Source organism: Pseudoalteromonas sp. SCQQ13, from assembly GCF_015864415.1.
GTDB classification, from domain to species: Bacteria; Pseudomonadota; Gammaproteobacteria; order Enterobacterales; family Alteromonadaceae; genus Pseudoalteromonas; species Pseudoalteromonas nigrifaciens.
Genome location: NZ_JADYXG010000006.1, coordinates 1 through 22,860 on the forward strand (window position 1 = coordinate 1; position 22,860 = coordinate 22,860).

General features: G+C 37.4%; 22 protein-coding genes. 10 read left to right on the forward strand and 12 right to left on the reverse strand.

All coding sequences use genetic code 11. The features are described from left to right. The first annotated feature begins 134 nt into the window (after positions 1-134). Entirely contained in the window at positions 135-683 is a 549-nt protein-coding gene (locus I6F41_RS06350) for a cytochrome b (RefSeq protein WP_011328160.1), read from the forward strand. A 56-nt stretch (positions 684-739) separates the two neighbouring features. Here the strand turns inward: I6F41_RS06350 and I6F41_RS06355 are convergent, their stop codons facing one another. Next, on the reverse strand, positions 740-1,993 hold the full coding sequence (locus I6F41_RS06355) for a YeeE/YedE family protein (protein ID WP_182684530.1): 1,254 nt from the start codon (positions 1,991-1,993) through the stop codon (positions 740-742). Between the two features lie 286 nt (positions 1,994-2,279). Then, complete coding sequence (locus I6F41_RS06360; protein WP_197107934.1) at positions 2,280-2,939, reverse strand: SCO family protein; 660 nt, start codon at positions 2,937-2,939, stop codon at positions 2,280-2,282. Positions 2,940-3,290: 351 nt separating this feature from the next. Here I6F41_RS06360 and I6F41_RS06365 point away from each other — a divergent pair, with 351 nt between their 5' ends. Next, on the forward strand, positions 3,291-3,644 hold the full coding sequence (locus tag I6F41_RS06365; protein WP_011328163.1) for a TM2 domain-containing protein: 354 nt from the start codon (positions 3,291-3,293) through the stop codon (positions 3,642-3,644). Between the two features lie 120 nt (positions 3,645-3,764). Here I6F41_RS06365 and I6F41_RS06370 read toward each other — a convergent pair whose 3' ends face one another. Further along, positions 3,765-5,282: a leucyl aminopeptidase gene (locus tag I6F41_RS06370; protein WP_011328164.1), complete on the reverse strand. Its 1,518-nt coding sequence runs from the start codon at positions 5,280-5,282 to the stop codon at positions 3,765-3,767. Between the two features lie 214 nt (positions 5,283-5,496). Between I6F41_RS06370 and I6F41_RS06375 the strand changes: the two genes are divergently transcribed. Then, entirely contained in the window at positions 5,497-7,311 is a 1,815-nt protein-coding gene (locus tag I6F41_RS06375; protein ID WP_182684531.1) for a protein kinase domain-containing protein, read from the forward strand. A gap of 59 nt (positions 7,312-7,370) precedes the next feature. Continuing rightward, positions 7,371-7,814 carry a DUF3859 domain-containing protein gene (locus I6F41_RS06380; protein WP_179807058.1) on the forward strand — a complete coding sequence of 148 codons (444 nt, stop codon included), beginning with the start codon at positions 7,371-7,373 and terminating at the stop codon, positions 7,812-7,814. 103 nt (positions 7,815-7,917) lie between these two features. On the opposite strand, the gene I6F41_RS06385 is transcribed toward I6F41_RS06380, so the two are convergent. From I6F41_RS06385 to acuR, 3 genes are all read right to left on the reverse strand, one after another. Beyond that, complete coding sequence (locus I6F41_RS06385) at positions 7,918-8,334, reverse strand: VF530 family DNA-binding protein (RefSeq protein ID WP_011328167.1); 417 nt, start codon at positions 8,332-8,334, stop codon at positions 7,918-7,920. 72 nt (positions 8,335-8,406) lie between these two features. Beyond that, positions 8,407-9,399 (reverse strand): acrylyl-CoA reductase (NADPH), encoded by a 993-nt coding sequence (gene acuI, locus I6F41_RS06390; protein WP_197107936.1) that lies wholly within the window; start codon positions 9,397-9,399, stop codon positions 8,407-8,409. 48 nt (positions 9,400-9,447) lie between these two features. Further along, positions 9,448-10,083: an acrylate utilization transcriptional regulator AcuR gene (gene acuR / locus I6F41_RS06395; protein ID WP_197107938.1), complete on the reverse strand. Its 636-nt coding sequence runs from the start codon at positions 10,081-10,083 to the stop codon at positions 9,448-9,450. A 386-nt stretch (positions 10,084-10,469) separates the two neighbouring features. Here acuR and rmf point away from each other — a divergent pair, with 386 nt between their 5' ends. After that, the gene (rmf, locus tag I6F41_RS06400; protein WP_011328170.1) at positions 10,470-10,640 is read left to right on the forward strand and encodes a ribosome modulation factor; all 171 of its coding nucleotides are present in this window, start codon (positions 10,470-10,472) and stop codon (positions 10,638-10,640) included. A 76-nt stretch (positions 10,641-10,716) separates the two neighbouring features. Here rmf and fabA read toward each other — a convergent pair whose 3' ends face one another. Further along, entirely contained in the window at positions 10,717-11,232 is a 516-nt protein-coding gene (fabA, locus tag I6F41_RS06405) for a bifunctional 3-hydroxydecanoyl-ACP dehydratase/trans-2-decenoyl-ACP isomerase (protein ID WP_011328171.1), read from the reverse strand. A 203-nt stretch (positions 11,233-11,435) separates the two neighbouring features. Here fabA and I6F41_RS06410 point away from each other — a divergent pair, with 203 nt between their 5' ends. From I6F41_RS06410 to I6F41_RS06420, 3 genes are read left to right on the forward strand one after another with little or no spacing between them, the layout of a single operon-like run. Beyond that, positions 11,436-12,293, forward strand: coding sequence for a 6-carboxytetrahydropterin synthase (locus I6F41_RS06410; protein WP_179807056.1), 858 nt, complete (start codon positions 11,436-11,438; stop codon positions 12,291-12,293). Beyond that, positions 12,286-13,104: a M23 family metallopeptidase gene (locus I6F41_RS06415; protein ID WP_182676700.1), complete on the forward strand. Its 819-nt coding sequence runs from the start codon at positions 12,286-12,288 to the stop codon at positions 13,102-13,104. The genes I6F41_RS06410 and I6F41_RS06415 overlap by 8 nt, the downstream gene beginning before the upstream one ends. A 5-nt stretch (positions 13,105-13,109) precedes the next feature. Further along, positions 13,110-13,544: an acyl-CoA thioesterase gene (locus I6F41_RS06420; RefSeq protein ID WP_011328175.1), complete on the forward strand. Its 435-nt coding sequence runs from the start codon at positions 13,110-13,112 to the stop codon at positions 13,542-13,544. A gap of 198 nt (positions 13,545-13,742) precedes the next feature. Here I6F41_RS06420 and I6F41_RS06425 read toward each other — a convergent pair whose 3' ends face one another. From I6F41_RS06425 to I6F41_RS06445, 5 genes are read right to left on the reverse strand one after another with little or no spacing between them, the layout of a single operon-like run. Next, positions 13,743-15,065 (reverse strand): Na+/H+ antiporter family protein, encoded by a 1,323-nt coding sequence (locus tag I6F41_RS06425; protein WP_041454421.1) that lies wholly within the window; start codon positions 15,063-15,065, stop codon positions 13,743-13,745. Next, positions 15,062-17,053 (reverse strand): transglutaminase TgpA family protein, encoded by a 1,992-nt coding sequence (locus I6F41_RS06430; RefSeq protein WP_197107939.1) that lies wholly within the window; start codon positions 17,051-17,053, stop codon positions 15,062-15,064. Before I6F41_RS06430 ends, I6F41_RS06425 begins: the two co-directional genes overlap by 4 nt. After that, positions 17,050-18,039 carry a DUF58 domain-containing protein gene (locus I6F41_RS06435; protein WP_197107940.1) on the reverse strand — a complete coding sequence of 330 codons (990 nt, stop codon included), beginning with the start codon at positions 18,037-18,039 and terminating at the stop codon, positions 17,050-17,052. The genes I6F41_RS06430 and I6F41_RS06435 overlap by 4 nt, the downstream gene beginning before the upstream one ends. Positions 18,040-18,044: 5 nt before the next feature. Further along, positions 18,045-18,950 (reverse strand): AAA family ATPase, encoded by a 906-nt coding sequence (locus I6F41_RS06440; protein ID WP_197107941.1) that lies wholly within the window; start codon positions 18,948-18,950, stop codon positions 18,045-18,047. Positions 18,951-18,963: 13 nt separating this feature from the next. Beyond that, positions 18,964-19,347 carry a response regulator gene (locus I6F41_RS06445; protein ID WP_086994129.1) on the reverse strand — a complete coding sequence of 128 codons (384 nt, stop codon included), beginning with the start codon at positions 19,345-19,347 and terminating at the stop codon, positions 18,964-18,966. Positions 19,348-19,772: 425 nt separating this feature from the next. Between I6F41_RS06445 and I6F41_RS06450 the strand changes: the two genes are divergently transcribed. Both I6F41_RS06450 and I6F41_RS06455 read left to right on the forward strand, forming a co-directional pair. Then, a complete protein-coding gene (locus I6F41_RS06450) occupies positions 19,773-20,516 on the forward strand; it encodes a hypothetical protein (protein WP_197107942.1) in 744 nt (247 codons plus the stop codon). A 237-nt stretch (positions 20,517-20,753) separates the two neighbouring features. Beyond that, entirely contained in the window at positions 20,754-21,713 is a 960-nt protein-coding gene (locus tag I6F41_RS06455; protein WP_179807051.1) for a sugar-binding transcriptional regulator, read from the forward strand. The last annotated feature ends 1,147 nt before the right edge of the window (positions 21,714-22,860 follow it).

A 22,860-nucleotide genomic window follows, 5' to 3' on the forward strand; every position in this document is an offset into this window, starting at 1 on the left:
TCTGGCTAGAGAAAATAAAATTAAATATAACGATGATTCAATATGTTAGTAAATCTCTTAACCAGAGTTCAGGTTAAGTACGGTGTGCTTGAGAAGTAAAGAGCGCATTTATTTCTTATATTTTTAGAGGTTTTATGGCTATAAAAAACACATCTACCCATTACAATAAACTCTCAATAATCCTGCACTGGCTAATGTTATTAGTATTAATTGCTGTGTATGCATCTATTGAACTACGGGTTTTATTTGATAAGGGCACAGAAACTCGCGATTTATTTAAAATGTGGCATTTTATGCTGGGGTTATCAGTTTTATTGCTTGTAACTATTCGGCTATTTATTCGTTTAAAAAGTGGTTCTAAACCATTAATAACGCCCAGTCCAGCAAAATGGCAAACCATGGCGGCTAGTATTACGCACATTGCACTTTATGCTTTTATGTTTGCAATGCCTTTGGCAGGTTGGTTTATGCTGAGTTTATTTGATGCGCCAATCCCTTTTTATGGTTTTGAATTACCCGCATTAGCGGCAAAAAACACTGATCTGGCAAAACAAATTAAATACCTACACGAAACAACGGGCGTACTTGGTTATTACTTAATTGCATTACATGCCAGCGCAGCACTTCTGCATCATTATATTATTAAAGACAATACACTTAAACGTATACTGTTTAAAAAATAACGGTTAGTAAAAATGCCGACTTATAATTTAAGTCGGCATTTTAATTATAAAAGGTATTATTTAATAACAGCATGTTGCAGCTTATTACCCAGTATTCCACCAAGCAGTAAAAAAATTAGGTAAATCCAACCTGACAATGAAAAGTTAGCGATAGGGGTAAATAATGCACCTACATTGCAGCCATTGGCAAAACGCGTACCAAACCCCATTAGTAGCCCGCCAAGTGCAAATAAAGCAAACTGTTTAGCTGAGTGGTTTATTTTAAATGAAAACGAAAATTTACCCATAAGCAGCACGGCTATTAATGTGCCTAACATTATTGCAAAGTTTTGTACCGAAATAGCATGATCAAAAAAGCCTGTAGTAAACATTACTTCGGGTCTTAGAGTATAGTTTGCAATATCGTTTGCGCTTATGCCAAGTTGCATTACAAGCTTACCAAACCATATGCCAAAAGGGGTAGAAGCGCCCCAGCCCGAACCAGTTGACGCCATCATTACACCAAATATAATTGCAATTACTAAAGCAGAAGTGCGCATTTCCCACATGTTTCCTATCCAGCGTTTATATGTGTGGGTGCTAAAAAATGTAAATTGTTGTGTACTGTTGTGTAATAACTGGTTTTGTCGGGCTATTTCACCGTCAACCCCTAAATAAGATCCACTTTTTTGTCGGTAGTTCTCATATTTTTTAGCCAGCACTACAACAATTAAAGCAAAAGCAATCGTAACTAAAATAGCAATAAAGTAGCCATTTAATGGCCCCCAACTAAACAAATCGGGCAGGTAAACACCTTGCCCAGCATAACTACTTGTAGAGATTACACTTTGCGTGATCCAGCTTTGCGTTGCTTGTAGCGGAAAGCCAAAAAACACACCTGCTCCAAAAAATACCAATGTTGTTAGTGCGCGTGGTACATCGCTTACCATTTCTACCATCATGCCGGTAGCACAGCAGCTCGACAAGCTCATACCGGCACCAAACATTACGCCACCAATAATCAGGCCTAAATTAATAGGGTTAACCCATAAGTTATAACTTGTTGAATCTGTATTTACTAATAAGCCAGCATTTATAATGGCAGTAATAACAAACATAAACATAAGAGTTTGCAATAGCTGTGTTGAGCCACGTCGGTATGCGCGATTAATGCTGCCAGCAAAACCAATTGAACCTTTCGCTAAGGCAAAACCCAAAGCTAAGCCTAGCAGTAGACGTAAAAACAGTGATGATGTTTCGAGAAATAGTGCCCCTAACAAAATAGATAAAATAGCAATAGCGCTACCTAGTATGGCTTGTTTTTTATTCACGTAAGTACCCAATAATTAATAATACAAAGCTGAAGTGTGAGTGAAGGGCGGATTATTCTATTGTGCTGCAAATAAGTCCAACGCTACCCTATAACTTGTTGGTATATATACGTCATTAATACTCTATGCTGTAAGCAAGTGAAGTAGTTGATTAAAAATATATTAGAGATTAAAAGTGGACTTAACTGGTAGGGAGGTATTTTAAGTAAACATTTATAAAATAATATAAACACTCTATTTGCTAATAAAGTGTTTTATATTTGTGTTTTTAGTAATAGTGAGTAGCTTAAAAGTTGGCAAGCTCCTTAGCAGTGAAAGTTGCATTACTAATTACACCCGTTTTTTGGAACTTGATTCTGCCTTGCTGATCAAGCACCGTCATTATATTAGAGTGCTCTACCTCGCTATTCCCTATATTTTGATACTTAATGTTTAATGCTGCAGCTAAGCTGCGCACATCATCGGCTGAGCCTGTTAATAAGCTCCAATTATGTGCACTTAGTTTTCTGCTTTGGGCAAAGCTTTGTAATACCGTCGGGGTGTCTGTATCAGGAGTAAGCGAGACTAATATAAATCCAACATTGTTTTTTTCTTCATTACTAAGCTTATTTTCAATAGCTTGCATGGTCGACACAATAGTAGGGCAGGTATGCGCACAATGTGTGTAAATAAGGCTCACTATTTGCTTTTTACCACTAAAGCTACTTAATAAACGCTCGTGGCCATCTTGATCTAACCACGTATTATTTAATTGGTAAATCGAGTTTTGAGGAATGTTTTGAGCTGGAGCCTGTTTGCTATCTTTAGATGAAGCTTGAGCATAGGCTTGTAAGTAAGCCTGTGTGTAGGTTTGTGAGAAGCCTAGTGAGTATGCGGCTGAGCTGGTTAATAATGCCGTAACAGTACACATTTTAACAAATAGTGTTATCGATTCAAATTTTATCATTTTGATACTCCATTAAAAAACCACAATTAACTTAGTGCTGCGCTATTAAGCAAAAAGGGTTTATGCAGAACAACTAACTAAATGTAAATTTTGTTAACGTTATTTAGTGTTGATTATTGATACTATCGAGTTTTAATAGCTGCACATCGTTTATTTGCACTATATAAATCATGTATAAGCACCCAAATGTAAAATAGTTGTTTTATTTTTGTTGAATATGGTTTGCCTATTGTGCTAAGTTTTTAGCTGTTAAATATTTTCAAGTATCTAAAAATTAAAACTAATAATTTATATACTGACATTTACTTAACTACGCTATGAAGCATATTTATAAACAATGGAGAGTTATTAATGAGTGATGCAGCAACATTAAAAAGTGCAGACGAAAAGTTTTGTTCGGACTGTGGAGGCGTAATTAGTTTAAAAGCAGAAATTTGTCCTAAATGTGGGGTAAGACAAACAGCGCAACCTAATTCATTAGGTGGTACTGCGCCCAATGGTAAGAGTAAAATAGCTGCAGCATTGCTTGCGGTATTTTTGGGTGGCTTTGGTGTTCATAAGTTTTACTTAGGGCAAATTGGCTTAGGCTTTATTTATCTGTTGTTCTTTTGGACAGCTATTCCGGCGATCATTGCATTTGTAGAGTTTATTATTTTATTAACCATGAGCGATGAAGCGTTTAATAATAAGTATGGTTACGACTAAAACGTGTTTGACCTTCTAGGTTAAAGGTTATATTGCTTTAACTAACAATAAAAAACGCCAAAAGCATATATGTGCTTTTGGCGTTTTGTGTTTTAGCTAGTAAAGCTAACTAATGTATATTTAATTACTTAGTAGCCATTCACTCAATAAACGCACGCCAAATCCGGTACCGCCAGCAGATACTTCGTCTTTGCCTTTTTTAGCTAATGCATTGCCGGCTATGTCAATGTGTACCCAGCGAGTGTCACCGGCAAAATGCTCTAAAAAGCTTGCTGCAGTAGTTGCACCAGGGCCGCTGGAGCCAACATTGGTTAAATCAGCAATATCCGACTTTAAAGCATCTTTATACCCTAAAGGTAGGCGCCATAAGTTTTCGTTAACCTGTTTTCCGGCTAAGGTTAATTGCGTTACTAATTTATCATCTTGTGAAAATACTGCCGCGTATTCATTGCCAACAGCACCTACTTTAGAGCCAGTTAATGTGGCTACATCAATCATTATTTCAGGATTAAAGTGCTTACGCGCATACCACATTGAATCGCTAAGTACCAAGCGGCCCTCTGCGTCGGTATTAAGTATTTCTACACTTAAACCTTCAGCGGTACGTACTACGTCGCCCGGTGCTACAGCAAATTGCGACACCATGTTAGCGGCCATACCCATCACTGCAACTACGTTTTTATCTGCTTTAGCAAGTGCCATTGCTTTTACAGTACCCAGTACCGCTGCTGCACCTGCCATGTCTGATTTCATTCGTGCAATAGATGCACCTGTTTTAATGCTGTAGCCGCCAGAGTCAAATGTAATACCTTTACCTATTAGGGCAATAGGTGCGTCGTTAGACCCTTTATAATGAGCAACTACAAGGCGAGCGCCTTGTTCGCTACCACGGCCAACAGCTTCAAGCGCTCCCATACCTAGCTCTTTTAATTGTGCAGGCTCAAGTACGCTAATAGTAACGCCAAGAGACTCTAACTCTTTAGCTGCATTGGCAAAGTCGACCGGGGTCATGTGGGTAGCAACTTCAGAAGTTAAGTCGCGGGCCAAAAACACCCCAGCTTGAATGCTTTGTAGCAACTTATATGTTTTTTGTGTTTGCTTAGTGTTAGCAACATCAAATGTGTAACTAATAGTTTCTGTGCTGGCTTTTTGCTTATATTTTTCAAAGCGGTGGTCGCGTAAATTAGCACCGTGAGCAAAGTTAGCTGCTAACTCGGCATTATTATTTAAGCCGGTTACGTCATCAAATATTACACTTGCGGTTGTTACTTTATTACCGAGTAAGCGAGCATGTATATTGCCACCTAATTTTGCAATACGGGCTTTATCTAGTTCTTTTTGTTTACCCGTACCTACCACTAATATACGATCATATTTACTGTTTTGTGGTGCTATAAGTTCGGCAACACTGGCGTAATCGCCTTTAAAGTTTTCAATGTCTATTACGCGCTGTAAATGCTGTTTAAACTCTTTATTAAGTGCTTTAAATTGTTTGTTTTTTCCATCTTGGCTATAAAATACGACTAATGTTTGTGCATCTTTGTTTATGTTTGATGAGAAAGTAAACTCAGCTGCGTGCGTACTCATACCAGCACAAAGCGCTATAGCTAAAGAAGAGGCTTTAATTATGTTTGTCATTGTTTGACCCAAAAGAATATAAAGCCCTGTTTTACCTTATTTTAGCCCAATAGGTTAAGCCCTATACGTTGAATCCGCAATTTCTAGCGATATGTAGCCTTAAAATTTAAACGAGCGCTATTACTTGAGATAAAACTTTAAATAAAATAGAGTATTACACAGCTAAAAGGGTTATTAATTTAAGCCGTTACACTTCCTTAATTGAGAAAATACAGTGCAAGCCAAAGAAATTCGTAACTTTTATATTAACGAAGAGCAATCTGTTTATTTGCTCTCACACCACGATGCTAAAAAGCATAGACAGTGGCTTAATATATGTATTAAAAAACTTACCTTACTTGGTTACGAAAATGTAGAAATGATTGGCTCAGGCGCTTTTGGTTTTGTATTTGCGGGACACGACGATACCGGCTTACCTTGGGTATTTAAGTTTTCGCGTATTACGCTAGCGCAAAGTATACGCGACCGCCTAGAAGACGAAGCTTACATGCTATCGCAAATTAACAATCCACTTGTACCTGAATTTTATGCATTTGAACGAATTAAAAAACAAGGCATTTTAATGATGGCTCGCGCCATGGGCGAAGACCTTGAAAAAGTATCGTTGAAAAAAGGCCGAATTGGCGCTGCAAAAATTATGACGCTGGCAGTGCGACTCAGAAACGTGCTGCTCGATCTGCGCAATCATAATACGGGTATAACGGCGCAGCCTATTGTGCATGGCGACATTAAACCTTCAAACTTAGTATGGGACGAAGCCAGTGATGCACTATCGTTAGTGGATTGGGGAAGCTCGGTATACGCGCAAATAGATAGTGACGGTAACCCCATTGCCAGTAATTTTATGGATTTAATGTCGGCAGACCTAAGCACCACTAACGCACGTATGGGCGATGTTTACTTTATTGGTGAAGCACAAATGTCGGGAGAGCAATCATCTCCACGCTTTGATGAGCAAGGCGTAGCGGCAACCTTGTACGCCCTTGCTTCTGCACAGTCTTGTCGGTTTGGAGTAGACGTTATTCCGGCCAGCAGTTTAGGGCTACCAATAGAGCTGGCTAAAGTAATTGACGGTATGCTCTCTAAAAACAAACAAGTGAGAGATAGCGCAGGTGATTACTTTATGCGTAACATTACTAGTATGGCGAAAGCGTACCTACCTGAGTTACCTAAAAAAGTAGTTAAAGCCGCGATTCCGTTTTGGTTTAGTTATGACGAAGAGCCCGAAACCGTTGTATACAGTTCACGAAAGCAGTTTTTACGCCAAGCCGATCATAAACAGCAATTGCTTGATGTAAACGATGCCCAATTAGATCGTTACTACAAAGAGTTTTTGTTTGATACCGGAGATACCGAAAAAGCATTTTTAGCTTCAATTAGTCGTTTAGCAAAATATCCTGCCGTAGGCGGATTAAGCTTTCATTGGAAAGATGAGTCACTGTTTGTTGAATCATCGCTAATTTTGTATAACGAAACGTTAGCCGCTGCATTTACCGATGCGGTAAATAACACCGTAATGCTGGCACAAGCAATTAGCCAAAAAGGGCTGTTTAAATGTTGTTTGTTTGACGCACGTAAAACCATTCAGCTAGAGCGCGATAGAACCGGCGCCTTTAAGTTTGAAAGTTTACCAGAACTTGATTTTGAAACGGTGAATGTAAATGCCAGTGATGTTACCCGGCCACATTCTTACTTTGAAGATGGTAAAGATCCCGACGAGCAACTACAACTGCCAAAAAAAGTAATTAAATGTGTGTTTGAGCTAAATCAAATACACCACACTGGCTGCATTATTTTTGAAGCGCTGCCCGATAGGCTCAAAATACATCATTACTACCGGTTGCTCGATGCCAGTAAAGAGGATGAGTTTAGGCGGCTGCTTAATAAGTTGATGCAATACGCAGTTAATATTACCGACGTAGGGGTAGCCGGTTTTATGAAGTTACCTTACAAAAATACTCGTGAGTTTAGTTTGTGCGAGCAGCAGAGCAATCATTACTATCCTAAAAACCCAAAAATGACACTTTAAATATGGCAAATTTACACTCTGCTGGCATACAATAAACGTTAAATATAAAGTTAGGTGATATGGCTAAATTAAAACCGATAATTACGCTGCAAAGCTACGGTATTTACTCAACATGGGATAACGAGAGTAAAGCATTGCCGCAAATAGAGCAATTTACTACTGAGGTCATCGCTACTCTTGATGTTGAATTTGGTTTGATCATAAATATTAAAAAAGCCAAAGGCGAAAAATTACATTACAGCATTTATCATCCTAATATACCCGATGATGAAGGCGACATAATGCCTCCTTTTTCCGGAGTGGTGTATGTTAAAGACAGCGACTGGCATTTTTATTTAGGTGATACTTTATGGCCACCAATTAATAATAAACTTGGTAATTGGCGCATGACCATAGAGTACAATGGCAAACTTATAGCGGATAAAACATTTAATGTAGCACTGGCTACAGAGCGCTCGGCTGTAGAGTTTTGGCAAGATAGGGGATACAAGCCACTAAAGTAAAGTTTATACCTCTGTTGCTGTTAACTTATAGGGTATGAGTAAAAAGGCGTAATAAAAAAGCCGGCAATGCCAGCTTTAATAATGAGTGGTTTAACCTTGTGCTTTAGTTGCCCCAAGGATTAGTTGAGCTAACACGCTGTTTACGGGTACGCGCACGTTGCTTAGTCTCTTTTTTCTCCATAATACGCTTTGCATCAGTAAAGCTTAACTCACACGGCTCACCAGGTTTATGATCAGCAGGGATCACGCGATCACGCGGTGGCAGTTCGTATTGTACATCATCAGGACGTGGTAAGTTTTTAAGGCGATACAAATAAAAGTTATCTACTTTTTCTTGTGCCCACTGTGTTTTACGTAAAAATTTAACCGCCGATTTAATATCAGGATTATTTTTAAAGCAATTTAGCTGTAAATAAGCGTATAGGAGTTCCCACCCATATTGTTCAACCAGCTCTTCAACCACTTGTTCTAATTTTACGCCTTGCAGTGGGTTATTACTGAAAAGTTCTTGGTTGCTCATAGGTGTTGCCTCGTTATTAAAATACAAATTGTATTATAAATTTAATAACGAGGCTTTAACAGTGTAAAAAGCTTAACTTTGGCAATTAACTACAACACGGCCGCGAATTTTACCTTTCATAAGCTGCTCGGCGTTATCAATTACTTGTTCAAGCGTTATTTCGGTCGATATTTTATCAAGGTAATCAGCTGCTACTAAAGATGCTAAACGATCCCATGCTTCAATTCGGTCGGCTTTTGGGCGCATTACGCTATCAATGCCTATTAATCGAATGCCACGTAATATAAATGGTGCTACAGAGCCAGGTAAATCCATACCTTGTGCAAGCCCACATGCGGTTACAACACCTCCATATTTTAATGAGGCGCAAATATTAGCTAAAGTATGGCTACCTACTGAGTCTATAGCTGCGGCAAAACGCTCTTTTTGTAGCGGCTTACCTGGGTTTGAAAGCTCATCACGATTAATTACATTTGCTGCTCCTAGCTCTTTTAAATAATCACTTTGCTCCATTCGTCCAGTAGCTGCGGTTACATTGTAGCCAAGCTGATTTAGTAAATATATTGCAAAACTACCTACGCCACCATTGGCACCGGTTACCAGCACTTGGCCTGAATCGGGTGTTATGCCTTGTTTTTCGAGTGCAATTACACTGAGCATAGCGGTGTAACCCGCAGTGCCAACTTGCATAGCTTGTTTAGGTGAAATGCCAGCAGGCAAGGGGATTAACCAATCGCTATTAAGTGCTGCTTTTTGAGCAAGCCCACCCCAGTGTTTTTCGCCTACACCAAACCCATTTAAAATTACCTTATCGCCACTTTTAAATTCATCGCTGGTGGAGTGGCTCACAGTGCCTACTAAATCTATACCCGGCACCATAGGAAAACTGCGTACCACAGGCCCTTTTCCGGTTATTGCTAAGCCATCTTTATAATTTAAAGTGCTGTATAGCACATCAATAGTGACATTTTCATTCGGCAGGTCACTATTCTTAATGCTGCTTAAAGAGGCGCTGTAGTTATTATCATCTTTATTAATAACAATGGCTTTAATTGGGTTACTCATGGGATATCCTTTTAGACCGATCGTCTTTTAATTAGTAAAAAAAACGCATTAGGTTAGTAATGCGCGTAAAAACATTTCTGTATACAAAGTAAGTGGAGTATTAGACTTAGTGAGCTTGGCACGCATAACCGCACCCTCCCAACCAATCCAAAAATACTCACTCATTAATGGGGTGTTTACACTGTTGGCAATTGTACCTTGCTGCTTTGCTTGGTTTAAACACACCTCTACCAAGTTTTGCCAGCTAGTATAACTTTGCAATAAGCGGGTTTGGAATTCGTCACTTAAGTGATTCAGTTCTTGATTTAAATTGCCTACTAAACAGCCACGCTTATAATCGTACTTCTTCATCCCTTTAATGGCACTTTGGGTAAAGTTGACTATTCGCTCCAGCGGGGGCACGTCACTTTGTTGTAAATAATGATTAAGTTTGGCAATAAAATAACTGTCGTAAGCATCAACAAGGGCAATACCGTACGCTTCTTTACTTTTAAAGTAATGATAAAAAGAGCCTTTAGGTACGGCTGCTTTTTTTAATATGGTATCGAGGCCAGTTGCGCTAAAACCAAACTCGGTTAGTGTTTCTAGGCCTGTGCGAATAAGTAACGCTTTGGTATCTGCGTTTTCTCTGGCTACTTTGGGTGGGCGGCCACGCCTTACTGGAGTTGGTGTGTTTTTGTTCATACAACATATTAGACCGATCGACTTTAAATAATCAAGCATTAATTGTGTTGTTTATTAAATAAGCTAAATGAAATTTAAAATAATTAAAAAATAGACTAGATTAATTTGGAACTAAGGCTAAATTAGCCGGTCACAATATATACACAACAGTGTAATAAAACGATTTTTTAATCGTGTTTTTAAGTTAGATTAAACCGGTCAATACAGTGCAAGTACGACCACTTACTTTTTAAAAAGCTAATTCATCATTGCATCAGCAGCTTAGTTAAAGTCAAACTAATTAATTGCTTTTATAATTTGAATTAACCTTTTTTATTAGCTATTCATTACATGTAGATTTCACTAATGCTACAAAATATATAAATACAAAGGTGAGGATATTACCGATGAAGAGACAAAAAAGAGATCGTTTAGAGAGAGCACATTCTCAAGGATTTAAAGCAGGTTTAGCAGGTCGCTCTAAAGAGCATTGTCCCTATCAACAAGTTGATCCAAAATCAGAATGGTTAGGTGGTTGGCGCGAAGCAATAGACAATCGTAATATTTATAAAACATAGTATATAACTGAATTTAAGCAAAAATGCCTCCAAGTGGAGGCATTTTTGTATGTGTATTTTAATTATTAACAGTTAATTAAAATGCACTGGTGTCTTGAAATAGACCTACTTTTAAATCTTTCGCTTCGTAGATTACACGGCCATCTACTTCTACCGTGCCATCGGCAACACCCATAAATAATTTGCGTTTAATTACGCGTTTCATTACTAGGCGGTAGGTTACTTTTTTAGCGGTTGGTAAAATTTGGCCGGTAAATTTAACTTCACCCACACCTAGCGCACGGCCAAGACCTGGACCGCCAGACCAACCTAAGTAAAATCCAACTAACTGCCACATAGCGTCTAAACCTAAGCAACCGGGCATTACAGGGTCACCTTTAAAATGGCAGTCGAAAAACCATAAGCTAGGGTCAATATCTAGCTCAGCAACAATTTCGCCTTTACCGTGTATTCCGCCATCGGCAGTAATAGAGGTAATGCGGTCCATCATTAACATATTGTCGCTTGGTAAACGGCAGTTACCTTCACCAAACATTTTACCTTCACCACATAGGATCAAGTCTTCTTTTGTATAGCTATTTTTAGGTTCCATAACACTTATCTTCGCTTATAAATTGCCAACTACTTTAGCGTACACTTGTACGCTGAACAACTCGGATCAGTTAAAAAAGCTAAATTTAGCAGGTTTTTTAATCAATCGATTGGTGTAATTGATTTTAGCCTGATTAAACCGCGCAATTACAATCATAAATCATTATAATTACCGCTGACTTTTAACCTGTTTAAAGGAAATTTATGATCCTTTTTGTTAACTCACTAACAGTGATAGATTTTTCTTACTTGTGTAATAAACGCGGCGCAGTTGGCGAGAGCTGGATTGTTGATTTAACTTTGCATGGCAAACTAAACGATGAGTCTATGGTATTAGACTTTGGCTTAGTTAAAAAGCAAATTAAAGGCATTATAGATGAGTGTATTGATCATCGTTTAGCTGTACCTAATAATCTAAATGGCGTGGTTAGCGAATTTAGCGACCATAAAACATTAGATTGTACATTTGGTGATAACCACCATTTGGCGATGAGTGCTCCACATCAAGCTTATTGTATGATTAACGCAGATGAAGTAACTATTGCATCGGTTACAGATTTTTTAATAGCGACTATTTTGCCACAACTGCCAGATAATATAGAAAAAATTGAGCTGTCATTGAAGCCAGAGCATAATCAAAGCTATTATTACCATTACAGCCATGGCCTTAAAAAGCATGATGGTAATTGCCAACGTATTATTCATGGGCATCGTTCTCAAATTGGTATTAGTTTAGATGGTATTTCTATGCCTCGCCTGCAAAAAGAATGGTCACAAAAGTGGCAAGACATTTATCTAGCCACCGCTGAGGATCAAATTAAGGCAGACGAGTTACAGCACGTTAGCGCAAAAGCTGGCGATGTATGTTTTGCATATACTTCAGCGCAAGGCTATTTTGAAATGGCTATTAGCGAATCGCGTTGCGATATTTTACCTAGCGATACCACGGTTGAATGCATTGCAGAATACTTAGCGGGTCAGGTAAAAGCACAATATCCTGAAAAAGCGGTAAAAATAACGGCCTACGAAGGAGTAGGCAAAGGGTCTATTAGCCATGCTTAAAACATTATTAGCAGCCGTGTTAATTTCCTCTACTAGCTTAAGTGCAATGGCACTTGAGCTAAAAGGGCAATTAACTCAAGGCGGTTTAGTAACCGGTAATATTAGCAACGCGCAGTCGGTTAGCTTTAACGACAAAACACTTAAGCTTTCGAGTAAGGGTGATTTTGTATTTGGCTTTGGCCGCGATGCACCAACAAATCACACACTTAAATGGGTTGATAAAGCTGGTGTTGAGCACAGTGAAAGCCTAGTAATTACTAAGCGCGACTATCAAATTGATAAAATTACCGGCGTTGCTAAAAAATATGTATCGCCGGCTAAAGAACTCAGCGCACGTATAAGTAAAGAGGCTGCTGCGATTAGAGCTGCGCGCCAGGTTAATTCTGACCTATTGTACTTTTTAGATCCTGTGCTAAAACCTGCACAAGGGCGTATATCTGGGGTGTATGGTAGCCAACGTTATTTTAATGGCGAGCCACGCAGACCACATTTTGGCTTAGATATAGCCAATAAAACGGGGACACCTGTGTATGCACCTATAAGTGGTACAGTGGTGTTTTCGCAGCCGGATATTTATTATTCAGGTGGCACACTTATTTTAGACCATGGCCACGGCGTTACCTCTACTTATATTCATTTAAGTAAGCTTGATGTAAAGCTGGGCGATAAAATTGAGCAAGGTAGTAAAATAGCTGAGATAGGTGCAACAGGGCGGGTAACAGGCCCACATTTAGATTGGCGTTTTAACTGGCAAGGTGAACGCCTTGATCCGGCCTTATTAATGCAAAACAAATTAGCTAATAAAAAGTAGATACTATGACACAAGTAGAGCGCGATGCTATTATCGCGCAACGTATTAAAGATTCCACCACATCGGTAACTAAAACAGTGTTTCCGGGGCGAACTAATCACCACAACACTTTATTTGGTGGCGACGCTTTAGCTTGGATGGACGAGGTTGCTTTTATAGCGGCAACGCGTTTTTGCCGTAAGCCTTTAGTTACCATTTCATCAGATCGAGTAGACTTTAAAGAAGCTATTCCTGCAGGTACTTTTGCTGAACTTATAGCAAAGGTGGTGCATGTAGGTAATACCAGTTTAAAAGTTGATGTCGATATACTTCTAGAAACTATGCATAATGACAACAAGCATTCTGCTATTAGTGGCAGCTTTACCTTTGTTGCAGTAAATGATGATCACCGACCAACGCCTGTGGTTTGCGATAAAATGATTTATGGTTTTGACAAGTAAACATTAGAATAAAGTATTTTAATGTTATTAAAAATAAGCACTTTAAGTAGTGCTTATTTAAACACCACTAAAGAACACATCATACTAATTAATTGCAAAAGATATAGCTAAACAGCAGAGTCAATTTTAATAATAATTATCAAGGTGGGAGGTCGATAACCTAATCTATTATTAGGTTATCGTTTTACATTACTTAGGTTAAAGCACCATGGCGGCTATCCAGCCAAATATTAATAACGGTATATTAAAGTGAATAAAGGTAGGCACTACTGAATCCCAAATGTGGTCGTGCTGGCCATCAGCATTTAGCCCGGAAGTTGGCCCAAGTGTAGAGTCAGAAGCGGGGGAGCCTGCATCACCTAACGCACCGGCCGTACCCACTAAAGCAGCAGTGGCCATAACCGAAAAGCCCAGCTCTAAACATAAAGGAACAAATAAAGTAGCTATAATTGGCACGGTTGAAAATGAGCTACCTATACCCATGGTAATAAACAATCCAACTAATAAAATAACCGCTGCCGCAATGGGTTTATTCCCAGCAAATAACTCAGCGCCACTGTGTACTAAACTAGCCACATGACCTGTAGCTTGCATAACAGCTGCAAATCCTTGAGCAGAAATCATTATAAAACCAATCATTGCCATCATAGCGACGCCTTTACTAAATACGTCGCCATTATCTTCCCATTTAACGATGCCGAAAACGCTAAAAATCATTACACCCACTAAGCCACCTAAAATCATTGAACCGCTAGCGTTTTGCGCAATAAGTGAAGCAAGTACAGCAAACAGGCCAACTAACATTACCTTTTTTGGGTTTTCTACCGTGGTTTCTTTACTTTCTATGGTAAGCGGTAGCGCTGCGTAGTCGCGACGTTTTCTGTAACTAAAAAATATTGCAATTAATAAACCTGCAAACATGCCCAAAGCCGGAATTATCATTGCCATAGGCACTTGGGTATTTATTATTTCTAAACCGTTATCCACTAAATTTTTATGGAGTATTGAATATAAGTAAATACCACCAAAGCCATACGGTAGTACCATATAAGAAGTAGCTAAACCAAAAGTTAATATACAAGCTATTGCACGTCTATCCAGCCTAAGTTTATTAAAAATTACCAGCAGCGGTGGAATAAGAATAGGAATAAAGGCGATATGAACCGGCACTAAGTTTTGCGATGAAATGGCGCAGATCATTATTATAAATAAAATAAAATAACTGAGCAGGGTTTCACTGCCACTTTTTTGTGCATTAACTTTAGCTAATAATTTTGCGGCTAAAATACGTGTTAAACCTGACTTAGAAATAGCCACTGCAAAAGCGCCTAACATGGCATAACTTAGTGCTATTTCAGCACCTGCCGACAATCCCGAATTAAAGGCGTCTATACTTTCTTTTAAGCCCAAACCAGCGGTTAAACCAGCAACTAGGGCACTTATTATCATTGCAACAATAACATTTACGCGGACCAAGGTAAGCCCAAGCATTAATAAAACGCCTATAACAACCGCATTCATAGATTTCTCTGTTTCGTAGATTTAATTAATTTTATCAGATATTTTGCCTGAGTTTTACGTTCTTTATTAAATGGTTTTTTAGCATAACGTACTTGGTTAAATAACTGACTAAACTCGAGTAATTGTTGCTCAACATGCGGCGCTTGCGATGCTAAGTGTTGTAATTGTTGAGTAGGCGTTAAATGATCGGCTATCTTAAGTTTACGTTTTTTAGCCCAATTTATTAATTGTTCAAACTCTTTAACCATAGGAGCTAATTTAGTAGCGGGCTTAGGCCAATTTAAATAAACAAAATAACTAACAAAAGTTAGCCCTAAAATAACAATTACAGCCAGCGGTACCAGCCAAATATTTTTGCTGCCAAAAATAGACTTTAAAAAGTCGTTTTGTTTTTCATCATCAAAACCAAGTACCCAGCTAGACCACTTATAATCTAAGTTTTCTAGCTCTAGTCTTAGCCAATTAATAGCTGCAAAGTTACTTAAACTGACCAAACCAAAGTCGAGATTGCTTTTAAACTCATTATTTAATTCATTATTTTGTGAAAGCGATCCTGTAAGCCTATCGGGAGCAACCACCGCTGTGGCATCAAATATTTGCCAGCCTTCATTATCTAAATACACTTCTACCCATGCATGTGCATCATATTGGCGAACAGATAAAGTATTATTATCAGTATTAAGCTCACCACCTAAATAGCCACTGACAACTCTTGCCGGTATACCCGCACTTCTAAAAATATAAGCTGCGGCACTGGCATAGTGGCCACAAAACCCACGTTGTTGCTCAAACATAAACTGATCAATAGTATTGTTGCCGCTCATTGGCGTCGGGTTAAGCGTATAACTAAATTTTTCGTCTATAAAGTACTGTAGTAATGCATTGTAAAAATCACGGTCGCTGGTTAAGTTTTGTTTTAAATTATAGGCAAGGGCACTTGCTTTGTTATTGTTGTTATTGTCGTTATTTACTAAGTGTTTGTAGTGTTTAGTTTGCCACTGTAATAAAGGAGCATTTGTTAGTGCAGAGCTACTTGCTGTGTATTGCACACTTTTAGCTTGGTAATTTTTTTTACGCAGTAAGCCCAGTGAGTCACTCTCTACGTTATCGTTATTACTGGTTGCAAAGTTGAGCCCATATAACCACTTTTGACTCGAGGGCTCGGCAATAATCGAATAGTCGTATTTTGTTAAACTACTAACTTGTTGCGTTTTAGTTTGAGTTACGCTGTTATGCTTTAATAAATTGGAAGTGAGCCACGCATTTCCGTTAAACTTATCGTGTACTAAGGCTCGCCAATACAGGGGAGCTTTAGGTGCTAGATCATTAAATTTAGCTCTAAACACCAGTTCATCTGAATTAGATAACTTGGCAATATCAAACGGATCTATTTGCTCAGACAAACCTGTTTTAGCTAACTTTGGCCCAGGTAGTTGCCAAAATGCCGGCATTTTTGGTAAAAATATTAATAAAAATACCGCCAGCGGTAATGCCAATAATAGTAATTTACCGCTTTGTTTAGATGCGACTTTTAAATTATGTTTTGATTCTAACAAGCCCAGTACAGCAAAGTTTAAAATGTACAAACTACTCACTACTAAAGTAGTTAAAATACTTTGGTTAAATAAATAAACCGCCGAAAGCGAAAAAAATGTCAGCGTAGTTATTACATGATAATGCTTTTTAGTTTTCGCCTGTAACAACTTAAATAAGCTTGAAAGCAACAACATAGCCACAAATAAAATAACCGTGTCGCTAAATCCCACACTAAAAAGCATTAACCCTAAAGCAAGTGCTGCTAAAGCATTAGCCAGCCAGGCATTAGGTTTAGTTTTATTACTTATGGTTACATAAAAGTTCCACGCACAAAGTAGCGCTAGTACACTAATAAATACAATTGGTAAGTGAGCAATAAAAAACACGACTAAGCAGCTGTATATAAAACACAGTGAATAATTTATTACTTTTATGTTTTTTATTGCCGTCACTTTGTATAACCATTAAATGTACTAAGTGATTCTAAACAAAGTGTTTTATGTTGCACACCTACGTTGGTAGCTATTATTTTACTTGGTAGTTTTAGCATAAAGGGGGTGTTATTCTCTGTTGCTTCACATACTAAAAAGCACAGCTGGTTTAAGCGTTGCTCGGTATCGCCATGCATTAAATCAAAATCAAATAATGCATCAGCAGCTTTAAAATCAACAAACTCTTTAACTAATAACTGCTGTGTTTTAGCAAAATGTTTCCAAGAAATTCTTTGCAATCCCATTTCAGGCAAGTGCGGTATTAATGTTTCAAACTCTTCACTACCGAGTTGTTTGGCAATACTGTTTTCGGCTTGATCGGCTAGACTATTTATCTGAGCGTCACTAAACACCTTTTCAAGTGAAGGGTAAATATAAACACTTGATTGTAGTTGAATGTAGCTCCAAACAGTGATCAAGCCAAAGGGATAATTACTGGCAATTTTTATTCGCTGTAGTGAGTAACATCCGCGTTTGTTATAGGGTAGTGGTAAGCTTAGCATTTGGGCTGTATTGGTTATTTCATCATGATCAATTTGCGTTTGTTGATCGCCTTGATAAATTAGCATCACAGATTGGCAAATCGAGGGGCTTTGTACAGCAAACTGAACTTGTGGATTTTGTGGTGCAAAGCTCGAAAGTGAATTTTTAAAAGTAACAGTTAGGCCTTTTGCATTGCTGTAACCCAGTAGTACAGCAATAATCATTACCACAAACATTAAATAAGCCATGATCAAAATTAAGTTGTTTTGATAGTTAATCCCCATCACAAAATTTAAAATAGCTACACTAATAAAGTAGCAGCCAAGGGCTGATGGAAAAACATAAATAGTTTTGTGTTCAAGTGTAATTGACTGTTTTAAATGTTTATTTTTTAATAATTTATTAAATATGGCACGTTTAAATGACTTAAATAAAGCAGGGCGCTTAGCTTTTTTATTTGGCATAAATGCTATACCGGAACCATAACAGCTTTTAATATTTGCATAACTTGCGCTTCGCCCGACTCATTGTGTAACCCTAAACGGTGCTGACAAACACTGGCAAAAACTGCTTGCACATCTTCAGGCATAACAAAGTCACGACCGTCAATATAAGCCCATGATTTAGCAGCTTTTGCTAATGCCATGCTAGCGCGTGGCGATAACGATGCAGCAAAATTATTACTTTCGCGTGTATAATTTACCAATTCAATAATATAATCAATTACAGGATTACTAAGTGTAATATTGCTAATTTCAGTTTGAATTTGAGCTAATTGTTGCTCAGTAATACGTTGTGGTAGCTGGGTGTAGTCACGCTTTTGCATATTTAGTAACAGCCTTTTTTCGGCTTCTTTTGGCGGAAAACCAAGGCTAATACGCATTAAAAAACGATCTAGCTGCGACTCAGGTAAAGGGTAAGTACCTGATTGATGTAATGGATTTTGTGTAGCAATAACAAAAAATGGGGTAGGAAGAGAATACTTTTTACCATCAACAGTAACTTGTTGTTCTTCCATTGCCTCAAGTAAGGCGCTTTGTGTTTTAGGTCCCGCTCTGTTTATTTCGTCTGCTAAAACAACTTGGCTAAAAATAGGCCCTTTATGAAAGCTAAAACTGTGTTCATTACTATTAAATACATTAGTACCTAATATGTCGGCTGGGAGTAAGTCGCTGGTAAATTGTATCCGTTGATACGACAAGCCTAAAACGGCTGCTAAGGCATGCGATAACGTTGTTTTACCCATGCCAGGTAAATCTTCAATTAGTAAATGGCCTTCACTAAATAAGCAGGTGAGCGCGAGCTTTATTTGTTGTTTTTTACCAAAAATAACATTAGATAAATCATCGATAATTGCACTAACAGAACTTTGCATACTAACCTTATTATTATTCAATGAGCTCTAAACGCTTCATTACTGTATCTACTTTTTGTACATTAAACGGTTTTGCTATAACCCCTTTAGCACCAAGTTCCCACGTATTTTCTACATTTTCGAAACTGTTATGGCCAAAGCAAATAACAACATGAATATGCGGATAGCAATTATTTATATAAGTTAAAATATCACTACCTTCAGAGTCAGGTATTTCGACATCTAAAAATATAACCTTTGGGGACTTTTCGCTAAGCAGCGGTTTTGCACAATCAAAATCTTCACACTCAAGAATATCTTCATAACCAAGATCCGTTAAAATTTGGTTTAGATAGTCGCGACTGTTTTTTGTATCATCAATGATTAAAATAGGTTCTAGTGGGTGCACAAATTCCATATGTTGTTACTTCTATTGTTAATACCATTTGAGTACTTTCAATACTAAGCTAACCACCTCATAAGCTCAAGATAGTAACTAAAAAACAGTCATTAATAACTGATTTAAATAATTTTTTGCTACTTTGTCGTTTTATTAAATAACCTCCGCGCATTACTTATCCTTTAATATTGTAAAAATTTACGCTGTAAGTGATTTACGTTTAATTAACAAAAACAAATTAACAATTATGGTGTTTTAACCTACTGATATAATTGGCTTATTATTGCAAGGTAATGCATTGTGAATTTTTTGTTATTTAAATAGTTGACGTACGAACTTCTTGCTGGGATTATGACCACAAGAAGGGCTTATGCCCACATTGTAATTTAGCACTATATAACTCAAGCCAAACGCAGAGCTTATACAACCAAAGAAGCATATTTATGAAAGCTAAACATGTATTAACACTAACGGCAGCAATAGCAACTTATAGTAGCCAGGTACACAGCAACGATTTTAATTTAGGGTTAGAATTTAAAACAAATCACTTATGGCATGGCTCAATTGTAACGCCAGGCCCAATGGTTGCTGGTGAATTAACTTATAAAACGGCGGATAATAAAATCACCTTAGGTTTATGGGGTGGGACCTCTTTTGATGGTGAGTATCAGGAGTTTACTTATTTTGCTTCTTATAAGTTTTCAGAGCAGCTGTTCATTGAAATTGTTAATCATGGTAACCACTCGTCGATTAATAATGTAGATATTTTTGACTATTCAAGCGATCCGGATAAAACCGGAAACTTTATTGATGTCGGCCTTGGTTACACCTTTGCGGGCGAAATGCCATTATCACTTTACTACTCAGTAATAGTTCAAGGGATAGATACCTATTTAGATGAAAGTTCAGGAAAAAACAAACAAGCTTACACTAACTATCTCGAAGCTAGCATGCCCGTGTGGAAGGGTAATGAATTAGATGAGCAAGTCTCTGTATTTATTGGTGGTGCTTTTTCTTTTTTAGATCAGCAAAACTTTTATGATGATAACGCTAATATAGTTAACTTAGGTTTTACTTACTCCAAGAGCTTACAAATACTAGAGTATAATTTTCCTATATCGGCAACAGCTATGTGGAACCCCGCGCAAAATAAAGGTGCATTACAGGTCGCATTTACGTTTTTATAATTTTTATAGCTGTGGCCATAACTTGCACTTAGCTGTAATAGAAAAAATATGTTGTGAGCAATTAGAAAGCGTTAACTTGATTTCTATTAGTGCAATAACATGAAAATTCGACACTTTTATTAAATGAATGGTATATTTAGAGGGCTAATAACAATTAAATAATTCGTTCAATTAACAAAAATATTTTGCTGTTAATCAATTTTAATAGTCTTTTTATTTTGATTTTAAGAGGTTTCAGTGGCCAAGCTATCTAATACAGAAATTAGAAAACTCGATGACGCAGCAAGAGCAGGGTGGTTGTATTATGTTGCAGGTAAAACACAAGACGAAATAGCTAAAAAGCTTAATACCTCACGCCAATCGGCACAAAGAATGGTAGCGCTATCTGTTAGCCAAGGATTAATAAAAGTAAGACTCGATCATCCTATTGCTAAATGTATGGATTTGGCTGAACAAATTAAAACACGTTTTGGTTTGCTCTCTTGTGATGTAGTCCCTAGTGATCCGTCAGAACCTTCATCTACATTAGGTTTGGCACAAGCTGGTGCGGCTGAAATAGAACGCCATTTAAAATCACCACAACCAAAAGTTATTGCAATGGGAACTGGGCGAGTTTTACGCGCATGCGTAGATGAGCTGCGAACACAAGATTGCCAACAACATAAAATAGTTGCCATGTTAGGCAATATGGCATTAGACGGATCGGCATCGCCATACGATGTAGTAGTAAGAATGGCGGAACATATAAATGCTAAACATTACCCAATGCCGTTACCTGTTTTGCCACGCACCATTGAGGAAAAGCTGCAACTGCATTCACAGCAGAATGTTGCTAGTAATTTAAAATTAGCCACGAATGCAGATGTTACATTTGTAGGCGTTGGCAATTTAGGATTAAATTCGCCACTTCATAAAGACGGTTTTGTAAGCCTTGACGAACTCCAAGAGTTACAACAGCAAGGTGCTGTAGGAGAAATGATAAGCTGGGTGTTTGATAAAAATGGTAAGTTATTAGATTGTAATGTTAATCAACGAGTAGCAAGTACGCCATTAAAAGTTAATTCAGATAAACAAATTTTTGCCATAGCTGCCGGAGAAGAAAAAGTATTAGCCATTTTAGGTGCGCTAAGATCTAAAATGATTAGTGGGCTTATTACTAACGAATACACGGCCGAGCGTTTACTAAGTATTGAGTAACTTATATTTTAAATGAAATCCTGAAATATAATATTCCATGCATTAGATTACATACATTAGAAAATATTAATTAAATTTAAATGTACCAAACTGAGAATAACTAACTTAGATAAAAACCTCTTTAATGTCCGATACCGTCTAGTATTGGACATTGTAGAGCTAATAAAGAGAATATATGGCACTCCTTATTAATACATATATAACTACCTATAATTTATATTATGTTAAATAGGGTTTGCAGTAAGCTATTCAGTATAACTATGTGTGTTGTAAGCCTTCTCGTTACGAGATTATTAAGTGTATTTTACGTTTTTAAGCAAATTCAATACAGCTGCTTTCCTACTACTACGAATACATAACTTTAAATATGGATGCTTTACTTACATGAGCCCTATAAAGCAAGTTTGTTATTTAAACATGTATTTGTATAAAACAACCCCGCTGATAATTTAGCGGTTAAAGTTCTCCTTGTTTATAAAGCGCACCTATCTATAACTAACCAGTCTGCAAGTATATTGTTATGCCTTTGCTATATTTTCAATTCAAAGAACGGAATTTTGCTGCTTACTATTTATGTGGCTTCTTATACTCTTTGTATATAAACACTAATGTTGCAATTATTATCTTATCTAGCTTAATGAATCAGGCCCCTTAAAGCATTACTTTTTTTGGCTATGCATAAATCACGAATTTAACTTAGGTAATATTCAGCTACTATTTCATACCTACACGTTACTTATAAATCTCTATATGCACATCTTTGCTCTCTATATTATTTAACTTATATCTATAAATTTACTAGCAGCCTTACTGTGATTTTAACTAAGTGATAATTCAATTAAATTTGCGCCATAACTTACTACATAATTAACGCCTATAAATAAGCTTAAGTCTTTAACCTAGTTAATCGCTTTATTTTATCTTCTATTCCAATAGCTAACTAACATTTCTATTTCAATCCCATGCTGTTTTATTACTCTTTATGAGTAACAATCCGGCCATAATATTTGAATTGATATACCATATGCTTATACTTTGGCTATCAGTTGTAATAGTTTTTTATAAATAAACCTCAAAAAGATCTGGTTTATCACTGTTACACTCATGGGTTTTACCTGTATTTACATAGCTAGTTTTACAAAATAAC